This is a genomic window from Methanolinea mesophila, from assembly GCF_017873855.1.
Classification (GTDB): domain Archaea; phylum Halobacteriota; class Methanomicrobia; order Methanomicrobiales; family Methanospirillaceae; genus Methanolinea_B; species Methanolinea_B mesophila.
Map to the genome: position 1 here is coordinate 835,258 of NZ_JAGGKR010000001.1, position 18,255 is coordinate 853,512.

The 18,255-nt window shown below is 57.8% G+C and carries 18 protein-coding genes; 10 read left to right on the forward strand and 8 right to left on the reverse strand.

Translation table 11 applies throughout. The features are described from left to right. Positions 1 to 86: 86 nt before the first annotated feature. Complete coding sequence (locus tag J2741_RS03845; RefSeq protein ID WP_209673707.1) at positions 87 to 1,808, reverse strand: hypothetical protein; 1,722 nt, start codon at positions 1,806 to 1,808, stop codon at positions 87 to 89. Between the two features lie 46 nt (positions 1,809 to 1,854). Continuing rightward, complete coding sequence (locus J2741_RS12895; RefSeq protein WP_245249388.1) at positions 1,855 to 2,283, reverse strand: type IV pilin; 429 nt, start codon at positions 2,281 to 2,283, stop codon at positions 1,855 to 1,857. Between the two features lie 246 nt (positions 2,284 to 2,529). Between J2741_RS12895 and J2741_RS03855 the strand changes: the two genes are divergently transcribed. Continuing rightward, entirely contained in the window at positions 2,530 to 3,924 is a 1,395-nt protein-coding gene (locus tag J2741_RS03855; RefSeq protein ID WP_209673708.1) for a C45 family autoproteolytic acyltransferase/hydolase, read from the forward strand. A gap of 472 nt (positions 3,925 to 4,396) precedes the next feature. On the opposite strand, the gene J2741_RS03860 is transcribed toward J2741_RS03855, so the two are convergent. Further along, positions 4,397 to 5,374 carry a PAS domain-containing protein gene (locus J2741_RS03860; protein ID WP_209673709.1) on the reverse strand — a complete coding sequence of 326 codons (978 nt, stop codon included), beginning with the start codon at positions 5,372 to 5,374 and terminating at the stop codon, positions 4,397 to 4,399. 206 nt (positions 5,375 to 5,580) lie between these two features. Then, complete coding sequence (thiD, locus tag J2741_RS03865) at positions 5,581 to 6,378, reverse strand: bifunctional hydroxymethylpyrimidine kinase/phosphomethylpyrimidine kinase (RefSeq protein ID WP_245249390.1); 798 nt, start codon at positions 6,376 to 6,378, stop codon at positions 5,581 to 5,583. 262 nt (positions 6,379 to 6,640) lie between these two features. Between thiD and J2741_RS03870 the strand changes: the two genes are divergently transcribed. From J2741_RS03870 to J2741_RS03880, 3 genes are all read left to right on the forward strand, one after another. Further along, complete coding sequence (locus J2741_RS03870) at positions 6,641 to 6,820, forward strand: hypothetical protein (protein ID WP_209673710.1); 180 nt, start codon at positions 6,641 to 6,643, stop codon at positions 6,818 to 6,820. Then, on the forward strand, positions 6,817 to 7,776 hold the full coding sequence (locus J2741_RS03875; protein ID WP_209673711.1) for a tetratricopeptide repeat protein: 960 nt from the start codon (positions 6,817 to 6,819) through the stop codon (positions 7,774 to 7,776). Before J2741_RS03870 ends, J2741_RS03875 begins: the two co-directional genes overlap by 4 nt. A gap of 335 nt (positions 7,777 to 8,111) precedes the next feature. After that, positions 8,112 to 8,564, forward strand: coding sequence for a hypothetical protein (locus J2741_RS03880; RefSeq protein WP_209673712.1), 453 nt, complete (start codon positions 8,112 to 8,114; stop codon positions 8,562 to 8,564). A 429-nt stretch (positions 8,565 to 8,993) separates the two neighbouring features. On the opposite strand, the gene proS is transcribed toward J2741_RS03880, so the two are convergent. Genes proS through J2741_RS03895 form a run of 3 tightly spaced genes read right to left on the reverse strand, consistent with a single transcriptional unit; the run spans position 8,994 to position 11,844 of the window. After that, entirely contained in the window at positions 8,994 to 10,427 is a 1,434-nt protein-coding gene (proS, locus tag J2741_RS03885) for a proline--tRNA ligase (RefSeq protein ID WP_209673713.1), read from the reverse strand. A gap of 12 nt (positions 10,428 to 10,439) precedes the next feature. Continuing rightward, positions 10,440 to 11,006: a stage II sporulation protein M gene (locus J2741_RS03890; protein ID WP_209673714.1), complete on the reverse strand. Its 567-nt coding sequence runs from the start codon at positions 11,004 to 11,006 to the stop codon at positions 10,440 to 10,442. Further along, on the reverse strand, positions 10,999 to 11,844 hold the full coding sequence (locus J2741_RS03895) for a DUF63 family protein (RefSeq protein WP_209673715.1): 846 nt from the start codon (positions 11,842 to 11,844) through the stop codon (positions 10,999 to 11,001). Before J2741_RS03895 ends, J2741_RS03890 begins: the two co-directional genes overlap by 8 nt. Before the next feature lie 12 nt (positions 11,845 to 11,856). On the opposite strand from J2741_RS03895, the gene J2741_RS03900 reads away from it, so the two are divergent. After that, positions 11,857 to 12,936 carry an NAD(P)-dependent glycerol-1-phosphate dehydrogenase gene (locus tag J2741_RS03900; RefSeq protein WP_209673716.1) on the forward strand — a complete coding sequence of 360 codons (1,080 nt, stop codon included), beginning with the start codon at positions 11,857 to 11,859 and terminating at the stop codon, positions 12,934 to 12,936. A 10-nt stretch (positions 12,937 to 12,946) separates the two neighbouring features. Further along, positions 12,947 to 13,393, forward strand: coding sequence for a UPF0179 family protein (locus J2741_RS03905; protein WP_209675484.1), 447 nt, complete (start codon positions 12,947 to 12,949; stop codon positions 13,391 to 13,393). A gap of 273 nt (positions 13,394 to 13,666) precedes the next feature. On the opposite strand, the gene J2741_RS03910 is transcribed toward J2741_RS03905, so the two are convergent. After that, positions 13,667 to 14,548 carry an ADP-ribosylglycohydrolase family protein gene (locus J2741_RS03910; protein ID WP_209673717.1) on the reverse strand — a complete coding sequence of 294 codons (882 nt, stop codon included), beginning with the start codon at positions 14,546 to 14,548 and terminating at the stop codon, positions 13,667 to 13,669. A 54-nt stretch (positions 14,549 to 14,602) separates the two neighbouring features. Between J2741_RS03910 and J2741_RS03915 the strand changes: the two genes are divergently transcribed. The 4 genes from J2741_RS03915 to J2741_RS03930 are packed head-to-tail and all read left to right on the forward strand — an operon-like array spanning position 14,603 to position 18,221. Further along, the gene (locus J2741_RS03915; protein ID WP_209673718.1) at positions 14,603 to 14,866 is read left to right on the forward strand and encodes a UPF0058 family protein; all 264 of its coding nucleotides are present in this window, start codon (positions 14,603 to 14,605) and stop codon (positions 14,864 to 14,866) included. 9 nt (positions 14,867 to 14,875) lie between these two features. Beyond that, entirely contained in the window at positions 14,876 to 16,450 is a 1,575-nt protein-coding gene (locus tag J2741_RS03920; RefSeq protein ID WP_209673719.1) for a tRNA uridine(34) 5-carboxymethylaminomethyl modification radical SAM/GNAT enzyme Elp3, read from the forward strand. Further along, on the forward strand, positions 16,447 to 17,595 hold the full coding sequence (gene priS / locus J2741_RS03925) for a DNA primase catalytic subunit PriS (protein ID WP_209673720.1): 1,149 nt from the start codon (positions 16,447 to 16,449) through the stop codon (positions 17,593 to 17,595). The genes J2741_RS03920 and priS overlap by 4 nt, the downstream gene beginning before the upstream one ends. Beyond that, positions 17,592 to 18,221: a hypothetical protein gene (locus tag J2741_RS03930; protein ID WP_245249394.1), complete on the forward strand. Its 630-nt coding sequence runs from the start codon at positions 17,592 to 17,594 to the stop codon at positions 18,219 to 18,221. Before priS ends, J2741_RS03930 begins: the two co-directional genes overlap by 4 nt. The last annotated feature ends 34 nt before the right edge of the window (positions 18,222 to 18,255 follow it).

The following is an 18,255-nucleotide window of genomic DNA, read 5'->3' on the forward strand; positions in this document are numbered from 1 at the left end:
TTCGGGGGCGGCGGCGTTCATCCCCTATAACTACTGTATTCTGATGTTCAGATAAATTCTAAATAATTGAATTCCCTCAATCTCATTCACCATGGGAATATCTTCAGAAAGATCAACCGGGTCCAGTTCGTCACCGGGAGCCAGAAGTGGTAGTGCTCTAACAGGGTTGTTGTGAAACGGTATCCCACGATCGTGTACCATATCAGTCCGGAGGCGAAGAGCACCGGGATGAGATACCACAGCCATTCCTTCTTTACCTTCCCTAAAATTACAAGGATAACCGCAGTTGCAACAATGATCAGGAAGGTATAATTTATCCAGGCCTGAACCTGGAGCTGCTTCACCATACTGTTCCCGATGAATGCCTGGAGGACAATAAACGCCAGGGGCAGGGTCACCAAACCTATCCAGACGAACGATTCGAGGGTCTTTTTCAGATCCTTTTCTTCAAACCCGATCTTTTTTAAGAGAGAGCATCCAAGAATCGCCAATGGTATATAAATCGGGGAGAGGTAGCGAATATCCGGAATAATTCCCCCATCAGTTCCAAGGAATGCAATGCTCCTCATGTAGGGAAATAAAACCCCCAATGATACAAGGAACATGATGATTACAATCGTCCGATCCTGAGAATTGCCAAAATAACGCCTCTTCTTGATGAACAAAACCGTGAGCCAAATGATCAGGATCACTGCCATGAAGGCGAATGGAGATACTTGAAATATACCGGCAGCAATCGGTGTTTTTGGATCGAAAAATATCCTATAAAGGCCGGGAAAAAACGTTATAGGGTTTAGAAAATTTAGGGAATATTGTGAGATAATAAGATTTCCCATCACATCAATAGAGTTTTCTGTTCCTGCTTGAAAACCAATTGTAAAAGGATTAGTGAAAGGGTTTCCTGTTAATCCATAATTATTGATGAATAGGGGCAATGCCCCAAAAATTGAGGCGAATCCACACAAAAAAGTCTTCAGCTCTTCTTTGATTCCCTTTCTATATGCTATCACCAAGCCTGATATGATAAACAGGATAAGGAGCCCAAAACCCAACTCAGGCCGTACCCATGCCGTCCATCCGATAGCAATGTAGGATGACATGAGATTGAGGTACGAACCCTTCTTTACAAACCGAATAAGGAAAAAAAGAGCAATTAGGAAAAACAATAAAGCGAGGATGTGATCCTTTGCAGTACTCGACCAGAAAAGATAGGAAGACCCGGAGAGTACCGCGATGAACCCGAAGACCCCCCACCAGTCGTTTTCGAAGACCTCGCGAAAGATTAGGAAAACCATCGGCATCGAGAGCGCAAATAGAATGTGATTAGTGAACACCAATGCAGCCAGTTCCGGGAATTCTTTCCAGACAAACGGCTGATATAACCACATATTTAAGACGAATAAGACAAGGGCTGAAAGTAGTAGCCCATACGTCCAAGGAATCCCTTTATAGCGAGCATATTGGGAAAACGAGGTCTCAATAAGTATGATGAATAGAACGACAAGCGCCAACCAAAGAACATTCACGAATAAACGGAACGAATCCCCGAACAGGGAGAATAAAATGTATACCGGGGCGGAAACTATTGAAAATGCAAGAGTATATGATAGAACATTGCCATGTCCCATGGCATATGGAGTCTGGCCATACGGATAGTATCCATGTAAAAGGTCTGCACCAATAACGAGATGGTTCAACTGATTGGCAGATATCCACTCATCATTAAGGTAAAAACGAGGATACCCAAAAAGAATTGATATCATCAAAGTAAACAGGAAAATTAAAAAAATAATCCTGAAGTAACGCATTATATTTGAAAATTGCTTTAAAAAAAGATAAAATTAGTGAATGGAATCAATACTGTCGGTCAAACAGAACTTGTGAGGATCCGTCGTCAAACAGACCGGTAACAATGAACCGGTTTCCACTGAGAGTATCCCCGCCCTGAGTATAAAGCACTGAACCAACCACAACTGTTCCGCCGGTCGTTGTTGCTGCACCACTCGTTGCGGAAACAGCGAAGAATTTGTAAGTAGTTCCTCCGTCAACTGAATACTTCAAGTTTGAAATGGTCGGAATATCGGTTCCACCCTGTACGGTTACAACACCAAGTCCGGCCGCATTCTGAGTAACAGTCAGCCCCACATTCTTGGAAGATCCCGTGGTTCCCGCAAGTCCGAACACGAATGCCGCAATGACCGCCGCCAGAATGACGGTGATCGCGACCATGAGGATAACACCGATGACCGGTGATACCGCCTCGTCATTTCGAATAGTCTTCATAACACAACACCTTGATTGGTTTTACCAGTAATGCCCGCACGCGCGAACATGACACTGTAGTTGGTAATTTTTTTGGTATCTATTTAAACGTTGTTATCGCAGGACCAAGGATTCCGATGGAAGAGTATTAATGAAGGTGAAAATAATAGCAAATCCGGTGATTTCGTGGAGCCTGGCGAGGAGAAGAAAGGCATTATAGGTGTAAATGAAGGAAAAGGAGCCAGAACAGAAAGTGAGGGGTGGATAATGGTCCGGATCGCCGGAGATGCACCCGAACGCGGATTCCAGCAGGGATTTCTGCTCGCTTCCGAGATCCGCGGCGTGATGCGTTCCCTCCGGTACCTTACCTATATTGATACCGGTAAGGAATGGGAGTTTTTCGTGAACGCCGCCAGGAAATTGTTCGCTCCCCACCTGGGCCTGGAATATACCGAAGAGCTGAAGGGGATGGCCGCCGGCCTTGAGGCGGCACGCGAGGCAGATCACGACTTAGTTTCCGCGGAAACCCCGGCCCCCGGGTACCCTGTCCTGGGAGCCGGCGGTGCGATTACTTCTTCTGTGGAACGTGAAACGGACCCGGCGGCCGGGATCTCCTGGCTCGACCTCCTTGCCTGGAACGGGTATATCGAACTTCTTGACTACTGGTGGCCGAAACAGCGGGAAGGGCAGTACCGGCCGGGGAGTATGGTGGAGCACGGCGGATGCAGCGCGTTCATCGCCACGGGTTCGTGCACATCCGACGGGAAGGTGGTGATGGGGCATAACTCGTGGGACAACTTTGAGACGGGACAGTTCTTCAACGTCATCCTCGACGTCCGCCCGGACGAGGGGAACAGGATCCTGATGCAGTCACCCCCGGGGTCCCTCCACAGCGCCACCGACTTCTTTCTTACCGGCGCGGGGATCGCCGGGTGCGAGACGACCATCGGCGGGTTCCGGGAGTACGACCCGTCCGGCGTCCCGGAATTCATCCGGGTCCGGGATGCGATGCAATACGCCGGTTCCCTGGACGGGTTCGTTGAGAAGATGGTCGACGGGAACAACGGAGGCTATGCCAACGGGTGGCTCCTTGCCGATACCCGGTCCCGGGAGATCCTCCGGCTCGAACTCGGGCTGCAGTACAATTCGGTGGACAGAACGAAGGACGGGTATTTCATCGGGTGCAACGCCCCGTTCGACCCGAGGATCCGGAACCTCGAGTGCGAGAACTCGGGGTTTGCGGATATCCGCCGGCACCAGGGTGCGCGTCAGGTCCGGCTTACCCAACTTATGGAGGACCACTACGGGAAGCTTGATTGCGAGCGGGCGAAGGCGATCCTGGCCGACCATCACGATGTATACCTGGGCCGGGACAATCCCTGCTCCAGAACGGTCGACGGCCATTACGAGCTCGATTCCAGAGACGTGATGAGCCAGTCGGGCCGACCCCTGCCCTTCCAGCCGAGGGGGACCGTGGACGGCAAAGTGATCGACAGCTCACTTGCCGCCGACTGGTCGTTCCTGGCCCGCTGGGGGAACTCCTCCGGGATGCCATTTAATGCAGGAGAATTCATCGACCGCCACATCCAGTGGCGGCACCTGGACGGCTACCTGATGGACAGGCCGGAGCGCCCGTGGGTGAAGATAAGGGGTGGAGAATAGGTTATCCTCTTCGTTCTCTTATTGTTGAAATCACATTTTAATTAGCAGTTAGATGAAAACAGGATATCTCCCACCCCGCTTCGCGGGGTCGGCGCGACGCCTCGTTGGGTCGCGCCTGGGCCATTTCGGGCGGTTCCTTGTCCTTTCCCAATTACGAACTAATGGCGATTCGTTTTCGGAGAACCTTCAAAAACAGCGAAACCATCTCTGGAATCAGGATATGTATCGCGTTAACTGCCTCTCCCCTCGGGAGAGGAGGAGGCCGGCCCGCAGGGTGACGAACAGAGGGGATACTCGCCTATCCCCGGAGTGAGGTAAGGGCGGGGGAGTGGGGCATTAATAATAAAATTGAAACAGGGGCACCCTTCGGGGGTGGCGAAACCATCGCATGGGGTTTAGGGGCGACAGCCCCCCCCAATAAAATACATTACCTCGACACGATCGGGCAAAAAAATGAGACAATAACGAAGAATTACCCCTTCTTTCTCAAAAACCGGCCAGGGACCGTCAGCACGAATCGCCCGCCAGTGACGCCGTCCTCCCTGATCGAGATCCCGGAGAGTGCGAGCAGCTCTCTCACCAGCCACAATTCGATTCCAGCCTTTCCATGACCCCGTTCGAATATGAGATCCCTCTCCTCAGAAGGAACCGGCGGCGCGAAATCCTCCACGATGATGTTGAATCCATCAGGGGTATTCCCCGCCATTATTTTCACCGGTACCGTAGGTCTCCTTGCGAGGGCAATGTACTGGATTAGTCGTTCAATCGTTTCCTCAATCGAAGGATGGGCGAAGATCTCCCAGCGCTCCGGGAGCGGGGTGAGCACGAAATGGTCCTCTCCGATCTTGTTGACGACATTCCCCAGAATCGTTTCGAAATCGAGCCAGCGCGGGCCTTCTTCCCCGATGTCCTGGTATTCACGGGTGAACTCGATGAGGCGCTGGATCTTCTCCCCCGCCGTGATCTCCTTCCCGATGAAGTCCCTGAACTTGTCGTCGGTGGTCAGGTCCTCGGAAAACTGGAGGAACCCTATGAGGATGGTGAGCTGGTTCAGGATATCATGGCGGATTTCCGCGTTGAGGTGGCGGAATTTCTGTCCAATCTCGAGCAGGCCATCCTCATAGCGCCTTTGTTCCGTTACGTCCCTGACATGGAGGAGCACTCTGTCCGGGGTCTCCCCCGGTCCGGCCGCAAGAATGCTGTACTCGATTCTCCGTTCCTCACCTTTTAGAACCAGATTCCCGCTCTCCCTGCAGCAGGGTCCTTTTACCGGAGGGAGGATCCCGGCGAGGACCACCCCGGGGATCACGGGGCGCTCCTCCCCCGATGGAGGGAGCCCGAACCATTCCTCTGCCGCCCGGTTCCAATCCAGGACGTTTCCGTCCCGGTCTGCGATCACCACCGGTTCGGGGAACAACTCGCCTGTCAGCCTGCACCATTGCTCGTTCATACGCCACCCTGATTCATGCACCGAAACCTTCTCCTGCGGGTATATTACCTTGGTGCTCATCTTGCTTTCGACCCGGTTCCGGATGGAGCACACCCGTCCTCGCCGCCAGAATCGCAGCTCATATTAAACCAGAGTAAATTGTAAAAGGAGGATATTGGAGAGAATGATGAAGAGCACGCATTCACCTGCATTTCCGAAGTGAGACACTACTTTTTACGGTGCCCCGACGGCTGGACCATGGCGTTGCCGCTCCGGCTCGTCACTGCACACTCGATGGCGTCGGTGACGAATTCCTTGGCCTTCCGGAACGAATCTTCCATCCCGCCTCCCGAGGTAAGATAGGCAGTAAGTGCGGCTGAAAAACAGCACCCCGATCCATGCACCTGGCAGGGGATACGCGGGGCGGAGAGGATTTTTTCGGTCCCTTCCCCGGCGAGCAGGTCGGACGAACGATCCCCTTCCATGTGCCCCCCCTTGATGATCACGAACTCGGGGCCGAGGGCCAGTATTTTCGAGGCTGCGTCACGGGCCTCGTCCATCGAAGAAATCCTTTGAATACCCGCGAGAAGACAGGCCTCGGGGATATTCGGGGTAACCACCGTGGTACGGGGGAGGAGCGTAGCCTTCAGCGCTTCAATTCCCCGGGGGTCGAGAAGGGGATACCCGCTCGTGGAGATCATGACCGGGTCTACTACCAGGAGCGCATCTGCCGGGAGCGCGTCTGCCACCGCCTCTACCTGCCCGCCAGAACCCAGCATCCCGGTCTTGAATGCTCCGATCGGGAAATCTTCTATCACCGCTTCCAGCTGGAGCCTCACCAATGACGAGGGGACGAGATGCGTTCCTTTCACCTCCCGGGTGTTCTGGGCGGTGACCGCGGTGAGGACTGATACCCCCCACACTCCGAGGGCGGCGAAGGTCTTGATGTCTGCCTGGATCCCCGCCCCTCCTCCAGAATCCGACCCTGCGATAGTACAGGCAACCGGCAGCGTCCTCGTCTCCATCACCATTGATGGGGAGTTAATCCCACTCAATGTTTCCCATGCCAGCTGAAGACCAATCAAACAGAAAGGAAGAGTCCGGTTCTTGCAGAAGTGGATCGATTCCAGTAGAGAGAAGGATTTGGGTCCGGGGGGATGAACAGATCACGTCCTGTAGAAAGAAGAGTCCGGGTCCAGCTAAAGAAAGGGACCAGGGTTTCAGGTGAGAGAAGGATAAGGTTCCGCAGAGGGAGAGACAACCTCCATAGAGGCAGGATCATTTCCGGTGGAGGAGAGACCAGGTCCGGTGAAATGGAGACATCACATCCCGGGCAGAGAGAAAAAACCTGATCCGGTTGAGATGAGGGATGGGGTTTCCGATGGAAAGTCAAGATCGGAAGTGTTATACTCTTCCCCAAAGGAGATCGAGGATCATCCGATCGCATTCCAGGGGTTTTTATTTTGACCGAGCGTAGTGACCCGTTATCTCCACAGGAAGAAGAGGCCCGCCTTTTTTGCAGGGAAGGCATCCGCCTTACCCGGAGGGGCGAGTACGACCAGGCGCTGCGCTGGTTCTCCAGGTCACTTGCCAGCGACCCTTCCTGCGCCGACGCGTGGACTGCCCGGGGGGTCGCGCTCGGGAAGATGGGCAGGTTCGAGGAAGAGATCGAGTCCTGTGAGCAGGCCATCGCACTCAACCCCCGCCTCTCGATGGCGTTGGTGCATAAAGGATTCGCCCTGGGGAAGATGGGAAAGTTCAAGGAGAAGATTGCCTGCTGCGAGGAAGCCCTGAAGATTGACCCCGCGAACGCGATGGCCTGGAACGCCAAGGGACACGCCCACGGCGAACTCGGGGATTTCGAAGAGGAACTCAGGTGCAGCGAGATCGCGCTCTCGCTCCGCCCCCGCTACCTTGGCGCGTGGATGAATCACGGGTACTCCCTGATGATGCTCCGCAGGACACCAGAGGCGATATCATCGTTCTCACAGGCGATCTGCCTGTTCCCGGGATACTTCTCCGCGTGGGTGAACAAGGGCATCGCCCATGTAATCGCCGGAGAGCCGGAGAAAGCCCTGGAATCGTTCCATAAGGCCGAACAGCTCCGCCCGGGGAACGGCAGACTCTGGTTCTGGAAGGGGATCTCCCTCTCTATGACCGGGGAATATGGGGAATCCGCACGGACCATGGAACTGGTGACAAAGGCCGAACCCCAAAACGCGGACGCGTGGGTGGTCCTTTCTAACTGCTACCTGATGCTCGGAAGGGTCGAGGACTCGGTGCGCTGTTTCTTCACTGCGTACAAAATCGACAAGGACGACCTGACACACTGTTTCTCCCGGAGCGTGTCCCTCATCCGGGACAGGAATTTCAAGGAGGCACGGCGCTCCTTAAACGATGCATTCGGGATCCTCGCCCGGTGATCCACACCGGTGTCAAGTATAAAAATGCTTCGTAAATGGTCTGTTTTAACCAACAGGCTCATATACTCTTGTTACCTGGTATAGGTTTATGTGATAGGGATACAAATAGAAGAAGCGAGTCTGTCCGGCGAGCTGCCCGGTATCAGGACACCCTGAATGATGAAAGGCCCCCCTCAAGGGGGATACTTTTCATCTTCCGGGGTGCGCCTCTTCCAGGCGCTCAAATATTTCCGGACGCTTCACGGGCCCGGTCCATGATGGACGCGGGGAGCCCGCACCCAGAAGACCAACCCCCTCCGGGCGGGGATCGTATATGCCCGGACACGGACACTACCATGACCTCACGAATGCATGCAGCCCATACCACGTGTCCCGCCTGCCGGGAAGAGGTATACCTGGATGAACTGGTGAAAGGACGGTGCCCACTCTGCGGGTGTACCCTCGAGGAGTGCGACGACGGAGAGAGCGAAGGCGAGGAGTTGATCGAGCGGTGCGACTTCTCCTGGCTGGTCTTCAATTACTTTATCTTCAAGAAATTCGACGACATGGGGGTCTCCCCCGTGCAGATCATGCAGTTCCTCTCCAATTACGAGGAGCCGTGCGTCCAGAACTTCTCCGGGACCGAGACCTCGTTCGAGTTCGAGCTTCCCTCCCGGTTCATCGACCGGGTCCGGCCGAAAAAATGCGGGGCCTGCGGGAAGATCTATTTCCGGGGCGGGAAGAAGATCGTCCGCGGTGACCTGGCCCGTCCGGGGCTGCAGCACTCGTATCGCTGCCCCCGGTGTTAAATTTTTTTAATTCGTGGAATTTTCAATAGTTTTGAACTTTTCACGGAAACTTCGATAAATGCACTTTTTACGAGTTTCGGGAGTGATTTCACTTGAAAAGTCTGCTGATAAACGAATAACGAAGATAGATTCCCACCCCGCTTCGCGGGGTCGGCGCGACGCCTCGTCGGGTCGCGCCTGGGCCATTTCAATTGCACACCTCATTACTCAATTGTGAAAGAAAATTCGCAACACAATTCCGGTATCTATCCAATATCCTTCAGTTTCTAGGGAGAGAGAAACGATAAACCACCAGATCCGCCGCCGGGGCGCCCTTCGGGGCCGGCGGAACCGTCGCGTGGGGGTTTGGGGGCGACAGCCCCCAATTTTCTAATATCTATTTACACCCTAGAACATCTTCTAAAAAAGACTTGTTAAAATTAGTTTTCTTTAATACGCCTTCCCCACGAGCGTCCCGGTCCCTTCCTTCCCGCAGATCACGCATATCCCGTGTACAGGAGGAATCGCTTCAGACCGGACCTCGGTGCCAAGGACGCTCGCCCCGGTCTTCTCCTCTATTGCGTCCGCACACCCGCGGTCGCCGCACCAGGGGACCACCGCCACGCCGGTCTCGAGTGCGTTCACTAACTCCTGGATCCCGTTCACGACCGAGATCTTCGCCCTGAACTGCTCCAGTGCCCGCTCCTCGAGTTCGGCGGTGAATGTAGCGAGCCGTTCGGCGACCCCGTCGACAAGGCCCTCCATGGGGATCGCGCCCTTGTGCCCGAGCCTGGTGACCGCCGTAACCTGGCCCGCGTCGATATCCCGGGGGCCGACTTCCAGCCGGAGCGGCACGCCCCGCATCTCCCAGTAGTAATATTTCGCCCCGGGCCGGAGGTCGCGGTCGTCCCGTTTTACCCGGAAACCCGCAGCGAGGAGTCGTTCCTCGATCTCCTTCACCGCGTTCGCCACCTCGTCCTTGCGCTTCCCGATGGTGATCGGGACCAGGACCACCTGCACCGGTGCGACCGCCGGAGGCAGCACCAGGCCCTTGTCGTCTCCGTGGACCCCGATCAGTGCGGCGATGCACCGCTCGGAGATGCCGTAGCAGGTCTGGAACGCATACTGCTGTTCCCCCTGCACGTCCTCGTACTGGATGGAAAACGTCCGGGAGAAATGATCGCCCAGGTGGTGCACGGTCCCGCTCTGCAGGGTCTTCCCGTCGGGCATGATCACGTCCACCGCAATAGTGTGGTCCGCCCCCGGGAACTTGTCCCAGTCCGGCCTCTTTGAGACGATCACCGGGATGCAGAGCGTCCTGTAGAACTCCTTGTAGAGACCAATTGCAGTCTGCACCTGTGCCTCGGCATCGTCCCACGTGGTATGGACCGTGTGGGCCTCCTTAAACGAGGTGATCTCCCGGAGCCTTATGAGCGGCCGGGTATGCTTTGTCTCGTACCGGAAGGTATTCACGATCTGGTAGATCTTCAGCGGGAGGTCGGCATGGGACCGCACCCAGAGGGAATACATGGGATAGATAGCACACTCGCTGGTGGGGCGGAGCGCCAGTTTGACATCCATGGGCGTGAGCCCCCCGTGGGTAACCCAGTAGACCTCCTCCTCGAACCCTTTGATGTGCTCGGCTTCTTTCGCAAACTCGGTCTCCGGGATGAGCAGCGGGAAGAGGGCCTCCTGGTGTTCCCGGTCCATGATGGAACGGAGCCGGTCGTAGACGTTTCTCCGGAGAGAGAACCCGAACGGGTACCAGACGTAGATGCCCTTGACCGGGTAGCGGACATCCATGATCTCCGCCCGCCACAAAAGTTCGTTATACCAGGCGCTGAAGTCGTGTATCCCGGGGAGTGCCCCCATTTCCTCTTCCATGCCCATTGCTCCTCAAGCTACAAATTGTAGGATATATGGCGTAATAAAAGCCTCTACGAGGGCTGCAACCGCGACCAGGGGGATTACTATAGTGAGGAAATGCTTCCCCACGGCCTGTGCGGTTGCTACGGCATCGCCCCCGCCGGTGAGTTCCTTCCACATCCCTCCCGCGAGGGTGAACCCCAGGGCCCCGGCGATGATGAAGGCGGGGATCTCGAAGATCCCGTGGGGAACTATGGCGGCCGCCACGTAGAGCAGCCCCTTTTCACCGGTGACCAGCTGGAGGATGGCCCCGATCACGAGCCCGTTCGTGCCTATCACGAAGAGGGTGAACAGCCCGAAAGTCGCCCCCCCGAGGAAGAGGAGGACGCAGGCCTGGAGGTTGTTCAGGAAGAGATTTCCTGCGAGGAGGAGCGGTTCGTCGGTCATCAGTTCCCCCATAATCGCCTCGCGGAAGAGGTCGAGGAACTGCTGGCCGACCTCAGGGTTCGCCGCGGCGATCAGGATGCCCCCCGAAAGGCACAGGGCGAAGAGGAATGCCGTGAATCCCAGGTTTTTCCAGATCGCCGGTTCAGACATAGAGGACCATCCTCACCATGTCCCTGATCCCCGGGGCGAGCCCGACGGTGATCATGGCCAGCACGATCAGGTGCCAGAGGACCGGCGCACCCTCGTGCCTGAACCGCTGGAGGATGTAGATCCCGGGGAAGAGTACCAGGAGCTTCAGCGGGTACATCACGAATGCCGTTCCGGTGAGGGCGATGAGGTTCGAGCCCACGACGTGAACCTCCATGTAGTGCAGGGGGTGGATATCGATCCCGTAGCTGGTCGCGCTCGCATCGAGCAGCTGCCCGAAGATAAGGGCGAGATAGAGGGGGTCGCTCGCATACTCCCACTTCAGCAGGTACCGCATCGCCGCCCAGACCAGGAACGAAGATACCACGCCCATGGCCAGTATGGTGAACAGCACGTTCAGTGCGATGATCCCCCGCGAAAGCCCGAACGCGGTAAGCACTCCCGCGACCAGCACGCACCCGGCGACCCCAATCCCTGCATAGTAGGGGATATAGTCCTTGATTACGCCCATTTTCTCGAGCGAATAGGTGACCCCGAGCGCGATCGCGGTAACCGCGAAGAGCACGAAATAGATCAGGGGGGTGATGAGCAGGTACTGGAAGTCCGAGGTGATCATCCCGGTGTCCTGGACCACGCGGGTGAGGCCTCCCAGCACCACGAAGGGCAGGGTGGCGATCACGAACCGGCCGTTAATATCGATCTTCGACCAGACGAGCCACCTGTACACCAGGTAAATCGCGATAAGAAGCACAATCGCGTAGGTAGTGGTGTCGACGACATTGTAGGGCTGGCCGAAACGTATGGGATCGATGTAGTATTTGTAGATGAATTCCCTAATCATTCTCTGATCTAAATGGGCACGGAGGGTAATAAAGTACTGAAGAGCAAACAATTCGACAAATCACGGTGGTTGCAGCTCCCCCGGGACGTGGTGATCGGCCATGATGCCCTCTCCCAGATCGCCACGGTGGCGGGAGACCTCCGCCTCGGCTCTTCTGTGCTGGTGGTCACCGGGAGCCATACCGGTGAACTCGCCGGGAAGAAGGTTATCTCGCTTCTCTCCGGAGATTACACGGTTTCAACATTCGTCTCCGATACCCTGGATATGGAAGTGATCGCCAGGGCTGAAGCCGCCGCGGAGAAGGCGGACTTTCTCGTGGGTGTCGGGGGCGGGAGGGTGATCGATACCGCGAAGATCGCGTCCTATAACACAGACAGGCAGTTCATCAGCGTCCCCACCGCCGCATCCCATGACGGGATCGCCTCTGCCCGTGCCTCCGTCTCTTCGGGCGACGGGAACGTCTCCCTCCAGGCCCACCCGCCGATCGCGGTGGTCGCCGATACGGGGGTAATCGCCGCCGCCCCCCATCGCCTCCTCGCATCCGGGTGTGCGGACATCATCTCCAACTATACCGCCATCCTCGACTGGGAGCTCGCTCACCGCCTTCGGGGGGAGGAGGTCTCCGAGTATGCCCTCGCACTCTCGAAGATGACCGCCGAGCAGGTGATGGAGCATGCCGGCGCGATCAAGCCTCACCAGGAGGAGACCGCCTGGTTCGTGACCAAGGCGCTGGTGGCCTCCGGTGTCGCCATGAGCATCGCGGGATCCTCCCGCCCGGCGAGCGGCGGTGAGCACAAGTTCGGGCACGCCCTCGAACGGCTTGCTCCGGGAAAGGCGCTCCACGGCGAGGCCTGCGGTATCGGGACCATCATCACCATGTACCTCCACGGGGGCGACTGGCGGGCGATTCGCGCCGCACTCAGGGCGATAGGTGCCCCGATAACCCCGCGGGACCTGGGGATCGAGGACCGGATCTTTGTGGAGGCCCTCCTCATGGCAAAGACTATCCGTCCGGAACGATTCACTATCTTAGACATGGGGCTCTCTCCCGAAGCGGCGGAAGACATGGTGAGAATGCTGTACCAGGAGTGAAGTGGCGGATATGGTCGAGCCGAAACCGAAAGTAACCCTGATCGGGGCGGAACTGGCACAGCAGGGGCTGGAGTTCGTGTATGAAGGGGAGATCGAGGAGTGCGCACCCTGCTCGCTCAAAAAAACCTGCAATAACCTGAAGAGAGGCAAAAAATACCGTATCGTGGGTATCCGTCCGACAAGGCACCCCTGCCAGGTGCACCTGAACGGGACCCGGGCGGTCGAGGTTCTGGAGTCGCCCATCCCTGCCCTGATCAACGCGGACATGGCGATAAAAAACACCCGGATCCAGTACGAGTTCTCCTGCACCCGGACCACCTGCAGCAACTTTGCGCTCTGCCACCCGGAAGGGATCGTCGAGGGCGACCGGTACGTGGTGATCGAGGTGCTCGGACAGGCTGCCGAAGCCTGCGAGAAGGGCCGGGCCCTGCAGATGGTCGAGCTCAGATCCGCGTGATTTTTTCTGATTCTATTTTTTGAAGCAAATTACAGTTTGATGATATTTTTATGAAGATATTCCCCCCCCGCTTCGCGGGGTCGGCGCGACGCCTCGTCGGGTCGCGCCTGGGCCGTTTTTAATAGCATCTTGATATCTGATAATTCATCAGGCACTACGCATCTCAATGATTTATTCCTTTGATCCGCCGCCGGGGCGCCCTCCGGGGGCGGCGGAACTATCTTGTGGGGGTTTGGGGGCTACAGCCCCCATATTGCATTTTTCTTCCTTTTCTCACCGCTCCGAAACCGCCCATAGCCGCCACGCGATCTCCAGCAACCCGGGCAGGTCTTCCAGGGCGGACAGCCAGCGGACCGGTATCGCCGAAAGCCCGTAGGTCGCCCCGGCAAGTGCCCCGCAGCAGGCCCCCACGGTGTCCGCATCCCCTCCCATGTTCACCGCTGTCACCAGTGCCTCCTCGAACGACCGGGTTGTCATGAAGGTGTGGACGGCGGCATGGGTGGCAAGCAGAGCGTCGAGAGAAGGAACGGGTTCGTGGGAGAGGAAACTCCCCAGGTATCCGGCCACCTCCCGGTTTCCACAACGCCGGAGTGCACGGTTGAACGCGAACTCCCGGGACCTCCCCCGGCAGAGCTCGCTCACCATGCGGTTGAGCCATGCCGAGCAGGCGCAGGCGACCGGGTCGGGGTGGGTGAGCCGGGAACACTCGAGGGAAAGCGGCTCTAGTTCGGGGCCGTTCGAGAACACCCCGAGGGGGGGCCCCCTCATCACGCTCCCGTTGCTCCGGCTACCCTGTATACGGTCGATCTCCCGTGCGGCAGCGAACGGTTCCCAGCCTGCCCTGGCCATGAGGAAGACCCGGGATGAAGTCGGTCCGAAAGCCCACGGATATTTGAGGTAACCTGAAACAAGCCTCGATATGAGGTCATAAGGACATAACCCGCGACACGAGGCCAGGGATTCGGCAAGCGCGAAGGCCTGGATGCTGTCGTCGGTGATTTGGCCGGCGGAACGGGGGAAAAATCCACCGGGCTCCATTTCTGTGAGTTTTTTCCGTGGAGGGGGGAGCCCTTCCAGGGGCGCACCCAATGCGTCCCCGATCGCGAGCCCAATCAGGGCTCCTCCGGAGTACGAATAACCGGATATAAAGATCACCAATAAACTATATGTCGTAACGAAAAGAGTAGTGATTTGAAGAAAGGTGATTGTGTGCAAAAAGAGGAACTACTCCATCTCCACATGCTGATGATTCATATCAAGAGGTACTTCGAAACGGTCACCAGCGAAGAAATTCCGACGAAAAACTACAATTCCCTTGAGATCTCTCCTGTTCATATTCACAAAAACAAGAAATGCCACAAGGATGCTATTCTCACCCTCGGCGACGAGATCGTCACCAACATCCGGGGCAGCCACCCCATGGCGGTCGAGTATGCACCCGAGGTCGCAACTGAAAAGGTCGCAGCCGAATAATAGTATGGTATGAGTGGTGCGGAGATTTACCGGGAGATCATCTCCCAGCTTTTTTCCCGTTCTCTTTCCCCCGGCGATATTACCCGCATCAAGATCGCGGTCTGCCGCAAGTATTCCCTTCCGGAGGTCCCGAAAAACTCCGCGATCCTCGCTGCCGCATCTCCCGAAGAGCGCGAGCGGCTTCGCAGGATCCTGCAGGTAAAGCCCGCCCGCACGATCTCCGGGGTGGCCCCCGTGGCGGTGATGACCTCCCCGTACCCCTGCCCCCACGGGAAGTGCCTCCCCTGTCCCGGCGGGCCCGAGCACCCTTTCGGGTCGCCCCAGAGCTACACCGGGGAGGAGCCCGCCGCCAAACGGGCGAGGGACCATAATTACGACCCGTTCGACCAGGTCCGGGCCAGGCTCTCGCAGTTCGAGGTACTCGGCCACCAGGTCGACAAGGTGGAGCTGATCGTGATGGGGGGGACCATGACCGCACGCCCCGAGGAGTACCAGGAATGGTTCGTCACGGAGTGCGTCCGGGCGATGAACACCTACCGGGGGCCGGTTGCAGGGGTGGGCGGAGACCTTCCGGAGATCTTCCGGCAGAACGAGTATTCCCCGGTCCGTTGCGTGGCGATCACCTTCGAGACACGCCCCGACTGGTGCCGGGAAGAGCACATCCGCCGTATGCTGCGCCTTGGGGTGACCAAGGTGGAACTCGGGGTCCAGGCACTGGACAACGAGATCCTGGCGTTCAACCGGAGGGGGTGCACGGTCGAGGACACGGTGGAGGCGAACCGCCTGCTCCGCGACGCAGGGCTCAAGGTGGGTTTTCACGTGATGCCGAACCTCCCGGGGAGCACCCCGGAGACGGACCGGGAGATGTTCCGGCTGCTCTTCGACGACCCCCGGTTCAGACCGGATTTCCTGAAGATCTATCCTACGCTTGTTACTCCGGGCTCGGAGATCGAGAAATTGTGGCAGGACGGACTGTACCGGCCGTACTCCGAAACGGAACTGATCGACCTTGTGGCCTACGGGAAGAGCCTCCTTCCCGAATATGTGCGTCTTCAGCGGATCCAGCGGGATATCCCCGCGGAGCTGATAGTCGCCGGGTCGAAGCACAGCAACTTCCGGCAGCTCGCCGCCGGACGGCTGCACGAACTGGGCGGGACGTGCCGGTGCATCCGCTGCAGGGAGATCGGGCGGAAACCCTCGGAAGAGGTGCCGGAGCTACGGGTGAACCGCTACGAATGCACAGGAGGCACGGAACATTTCATCCAGTTCGTCTCCGGGGACGCCCTGGTAGGGTTCTGCCGCCTGAGGACAGGTGGGTCCCGGTTTATGGGGGAGGTCCGGGACGCCGCCCTCATTCGCGAGCTGCACGTGTACGGGAGCGTCGTCCCGTTGGGAGTGTCCCCGGAGCCCGAACAGCGGCAGCACAGGAAGTTCGGGCACCAGCTCCTCTCGCACGCCGAGGAGATCGCAGGCCAGGAAGGGTATCGGGAGATCGCGGTGATGAGCGGGATCGGGGTCCGCCCTTATTACCGAAGATACGGCTATGAACGACGCGGGCCCTATATGCATAAGGACCTTCCATGAAGGCGGCGACCCTTGAGTTCCTGAAACAGCGTTTCTCGGCCTACTACCAGTCGGGAAACCTCCTCGCGCCACCTTCGATGGAAGAACGGGAATGGGGGTTCATCTTCTTCGACCCCGAGTACCCCGAGATCCGGATGCGCAGGCACATGGGATTTCCCCGGAAGGACGAGCTCTTCACCTACCTCCGGACCATGGCGCCCGCTCACGCCTACTACTCAAGCGCGTATTACGCCATCCCCGACGCCCCCACCATGGACCAGAAACAGTGGCTCGGGGCGGACCTCATCTTCGACCTCGACGCGGACCACATCGTCCGGGGCCCGTATGACATGATGCTCGCCCGGGTCAAGGAAGAGACTGAGAAACTGCTGGAGATGCTCATCGGCGAGCTGGGAGTCGCCCCGCACACCATCGACCTGGTCTTCTCCGGGGGAAGGGGCTACCACGTCCACGTTCGGGACGTGGAGACACGGAACTGGGGGAGCAACGAGCGGAGGGAACTGATCGATTACGTCTGCGGGATCGGGCTCGACCCGGTGATGGTCCTCGGCCGCGAGACACATTCACCCCGCGGGTGGTACATGCGTTTTATAGCATCGCTGCAGGAGTACCTTCTGTGGCTCCGGGAGATGGAGGCCGAGGCGAGGATAAAAGAAGTCTCCGCCCTGGAGGGAGTGGGAAAAGTGTCTGCAGAGGAGCTTGAGGGGAGAATAGACGAGATACTCAAGGGTCTCTCCGGTCACCCACCAGTGCTGAACGTGCGCGATCCCCTGGTGGCCCGCCTGGTCAAGGGGCTCACCCGCACGAAAGAGGGGAAGTTCGCATCACTGCTCCGCGAAAAGGCCGCGCTCGCAGACGAACCGGTGACTACCGACATCAAGCGGCTCATCAGGCTGCCCTCCTCGCTCCACGGGGGGAGCGGGTTCCGGGTGACCCCGGTCCCTGTCCGGGAGATCTCCCGTTTCGACCCGTTGGTCGATGCGGTGGTCTTTTCTGACCGGAAGGTGAACGTGGACCTTACGATGAAGCTCTCCATGAGCCTCCTCGGCAGCCGGTACGACCTGGAGAAGGGGATCAACCAGGTCCCCGAAGCGCTCGCGGTCTTCCTCTGCTGCCGGGGCGTGGCCGAGATAGGAGGCGGATGACGGTGCACCTCGACGAGCTCCGCAGCGTGCTCCTCTCCGAACGGGAGACCGGGCGGCTGATCCAGATAGTCCCCGACCTCTACGACTCGACCCTGGAGGAACTGGGGGAGATCACGCGGGACGTCTATTCGCAGGAGGACCCGTTCTCCGACAGGACCCGGATCCTTATCGAGCGGGTGGGGAGTATCCGGGAAACCCTGTGTGACATTTTCCGCATCCGGGCAGGCAAGATCGTGGCACTGGCCCAGACCCAGCAGGAGGGCGGGTACATCGACCGCGACGAGATGAAGAAGATGCTCCCCGCGGAACGGGAGATGTTCGACCAGATCGCCATGGCCATGGAGCAATGCCGGTGCAGGCTTGTCGGCGGCCAGCACCCGGCCCTCTCCGAAACGGAAGAGGTGGAGGGAGGGGTCCCTCCGATCGAGGTCTGCGAACCCTCGCCGGTGCCGGAACCGGCTGCCCCGGCGTATGTCCTCACCCGGGTGCTTGCCGATATGGAACCCTTCATGGGTGTCGACGGCAGGATCTATCACCTCCAGAAGGAGGATATCGTCACTCTTCCCCGGAGGAACGCGGAAGTCCTTTGTGAACGCAACATAGTGTTAAATATGAATCTCTCCTAATAATACAGGTATTCGCGAGGGCGCACAAGAGGCG

Bases quoted from the DNA above. Each gene is read 5' to 3' on its own strand.
- J2741_RS03905 (WP_209675484.1), top strand. From the start codon at position 12,947: ATGGTCGAGCCGAAACCGAAAGTAACCCTGATCGGGGCGGAACTGGCA.
- thiD (WP_245249390.1), bottom strand. From the start codon at position 6,378: ATGGAGACGAGGACGCTGCCGGTTGCCTGTACTATCGCAGGGTCGGAT.
- J2741_RS03860 (WP_209673709.1), bottom strand. From the start codon at position 5,374: ATGAACGAGCAATGGTGCAGGCTGACAGGCGAGTTGTTCCCCGAACCG.
- J2741_RS03920 (WP_209673719.1), top strand. From the start codon at position 14,876: ATGAGTGGTGCGGAGATTTACCGGGAGATCATCTCCCAGCTTTTTTCC.
- J2741_RS03855 (WP_209673708.1), top strand. From the start codon at position 2,530: ATGGTCCGGATCGCCGGAGATGCACCCGAACGCGGATTCCAGCAGGGA.
- priS (WP_209673720.1), top strand. From the start codon at position 16,447: ATGAAGGCGGCGACCCTTGAGTTCCTGAAACAGCGTTTCTCGGCCTAC.
- proS (WP_209673713.1), bottom strand. From the start codon at position 10,427: ATGGAAGAGGAAATGGGGGCACTCCCCGGGATACACGACTTCAGCGCC.
- J2741_RS03895 (WP_209673715.1), bottom strand. From the start codon at position 11,844: ATGATTAGGGAATTCATCTACAAATACTACATCGATCCCATACGTTTC.
- J2741_RS03900 (WP_209673716.1), top strand. From the start codon at position 11,857: ATGGGCACGGAGGGTAATAAAGTACTGAAGAGCAAACAATTCGACAAA.
- J2741_RS12895 (WP_245249388.1), bottom strand. From the start codon at position 2,283: ATGAAGACTATTCGAAATGACGAGGCGGTATCACCGGTCATCGGTGTT.
- J2741_RS03930 (WP_245249394.1), top strand. From the start codon at position 17,592: ATGACGGTGCACCTCGACGAGCTCCGCAGCGTGCTCCTCTCCGAACGG.
- J2741_RS03845 (WP_209673707.1), bottom strand. From the start codon at position 1,808: ATGCGTTACTTCAGGATTATTTTTTTAATTTTCCTGTTTACTTTGATG.
- J2741_RS03890 (WP_209673714.1), bottom strand. From the start codon at position 11,006: ATGTCTGAACCGGCGATCTGGAAAAACCTGGGATTCACGGCATTCCTC.
- J2741_RS03880 (WP_209673712.1), top strand. From the start codon at position 8,112: ATGACCTCACGAATGCATGCAGCCCATACCACGTGTCCCGCCTGCCGG.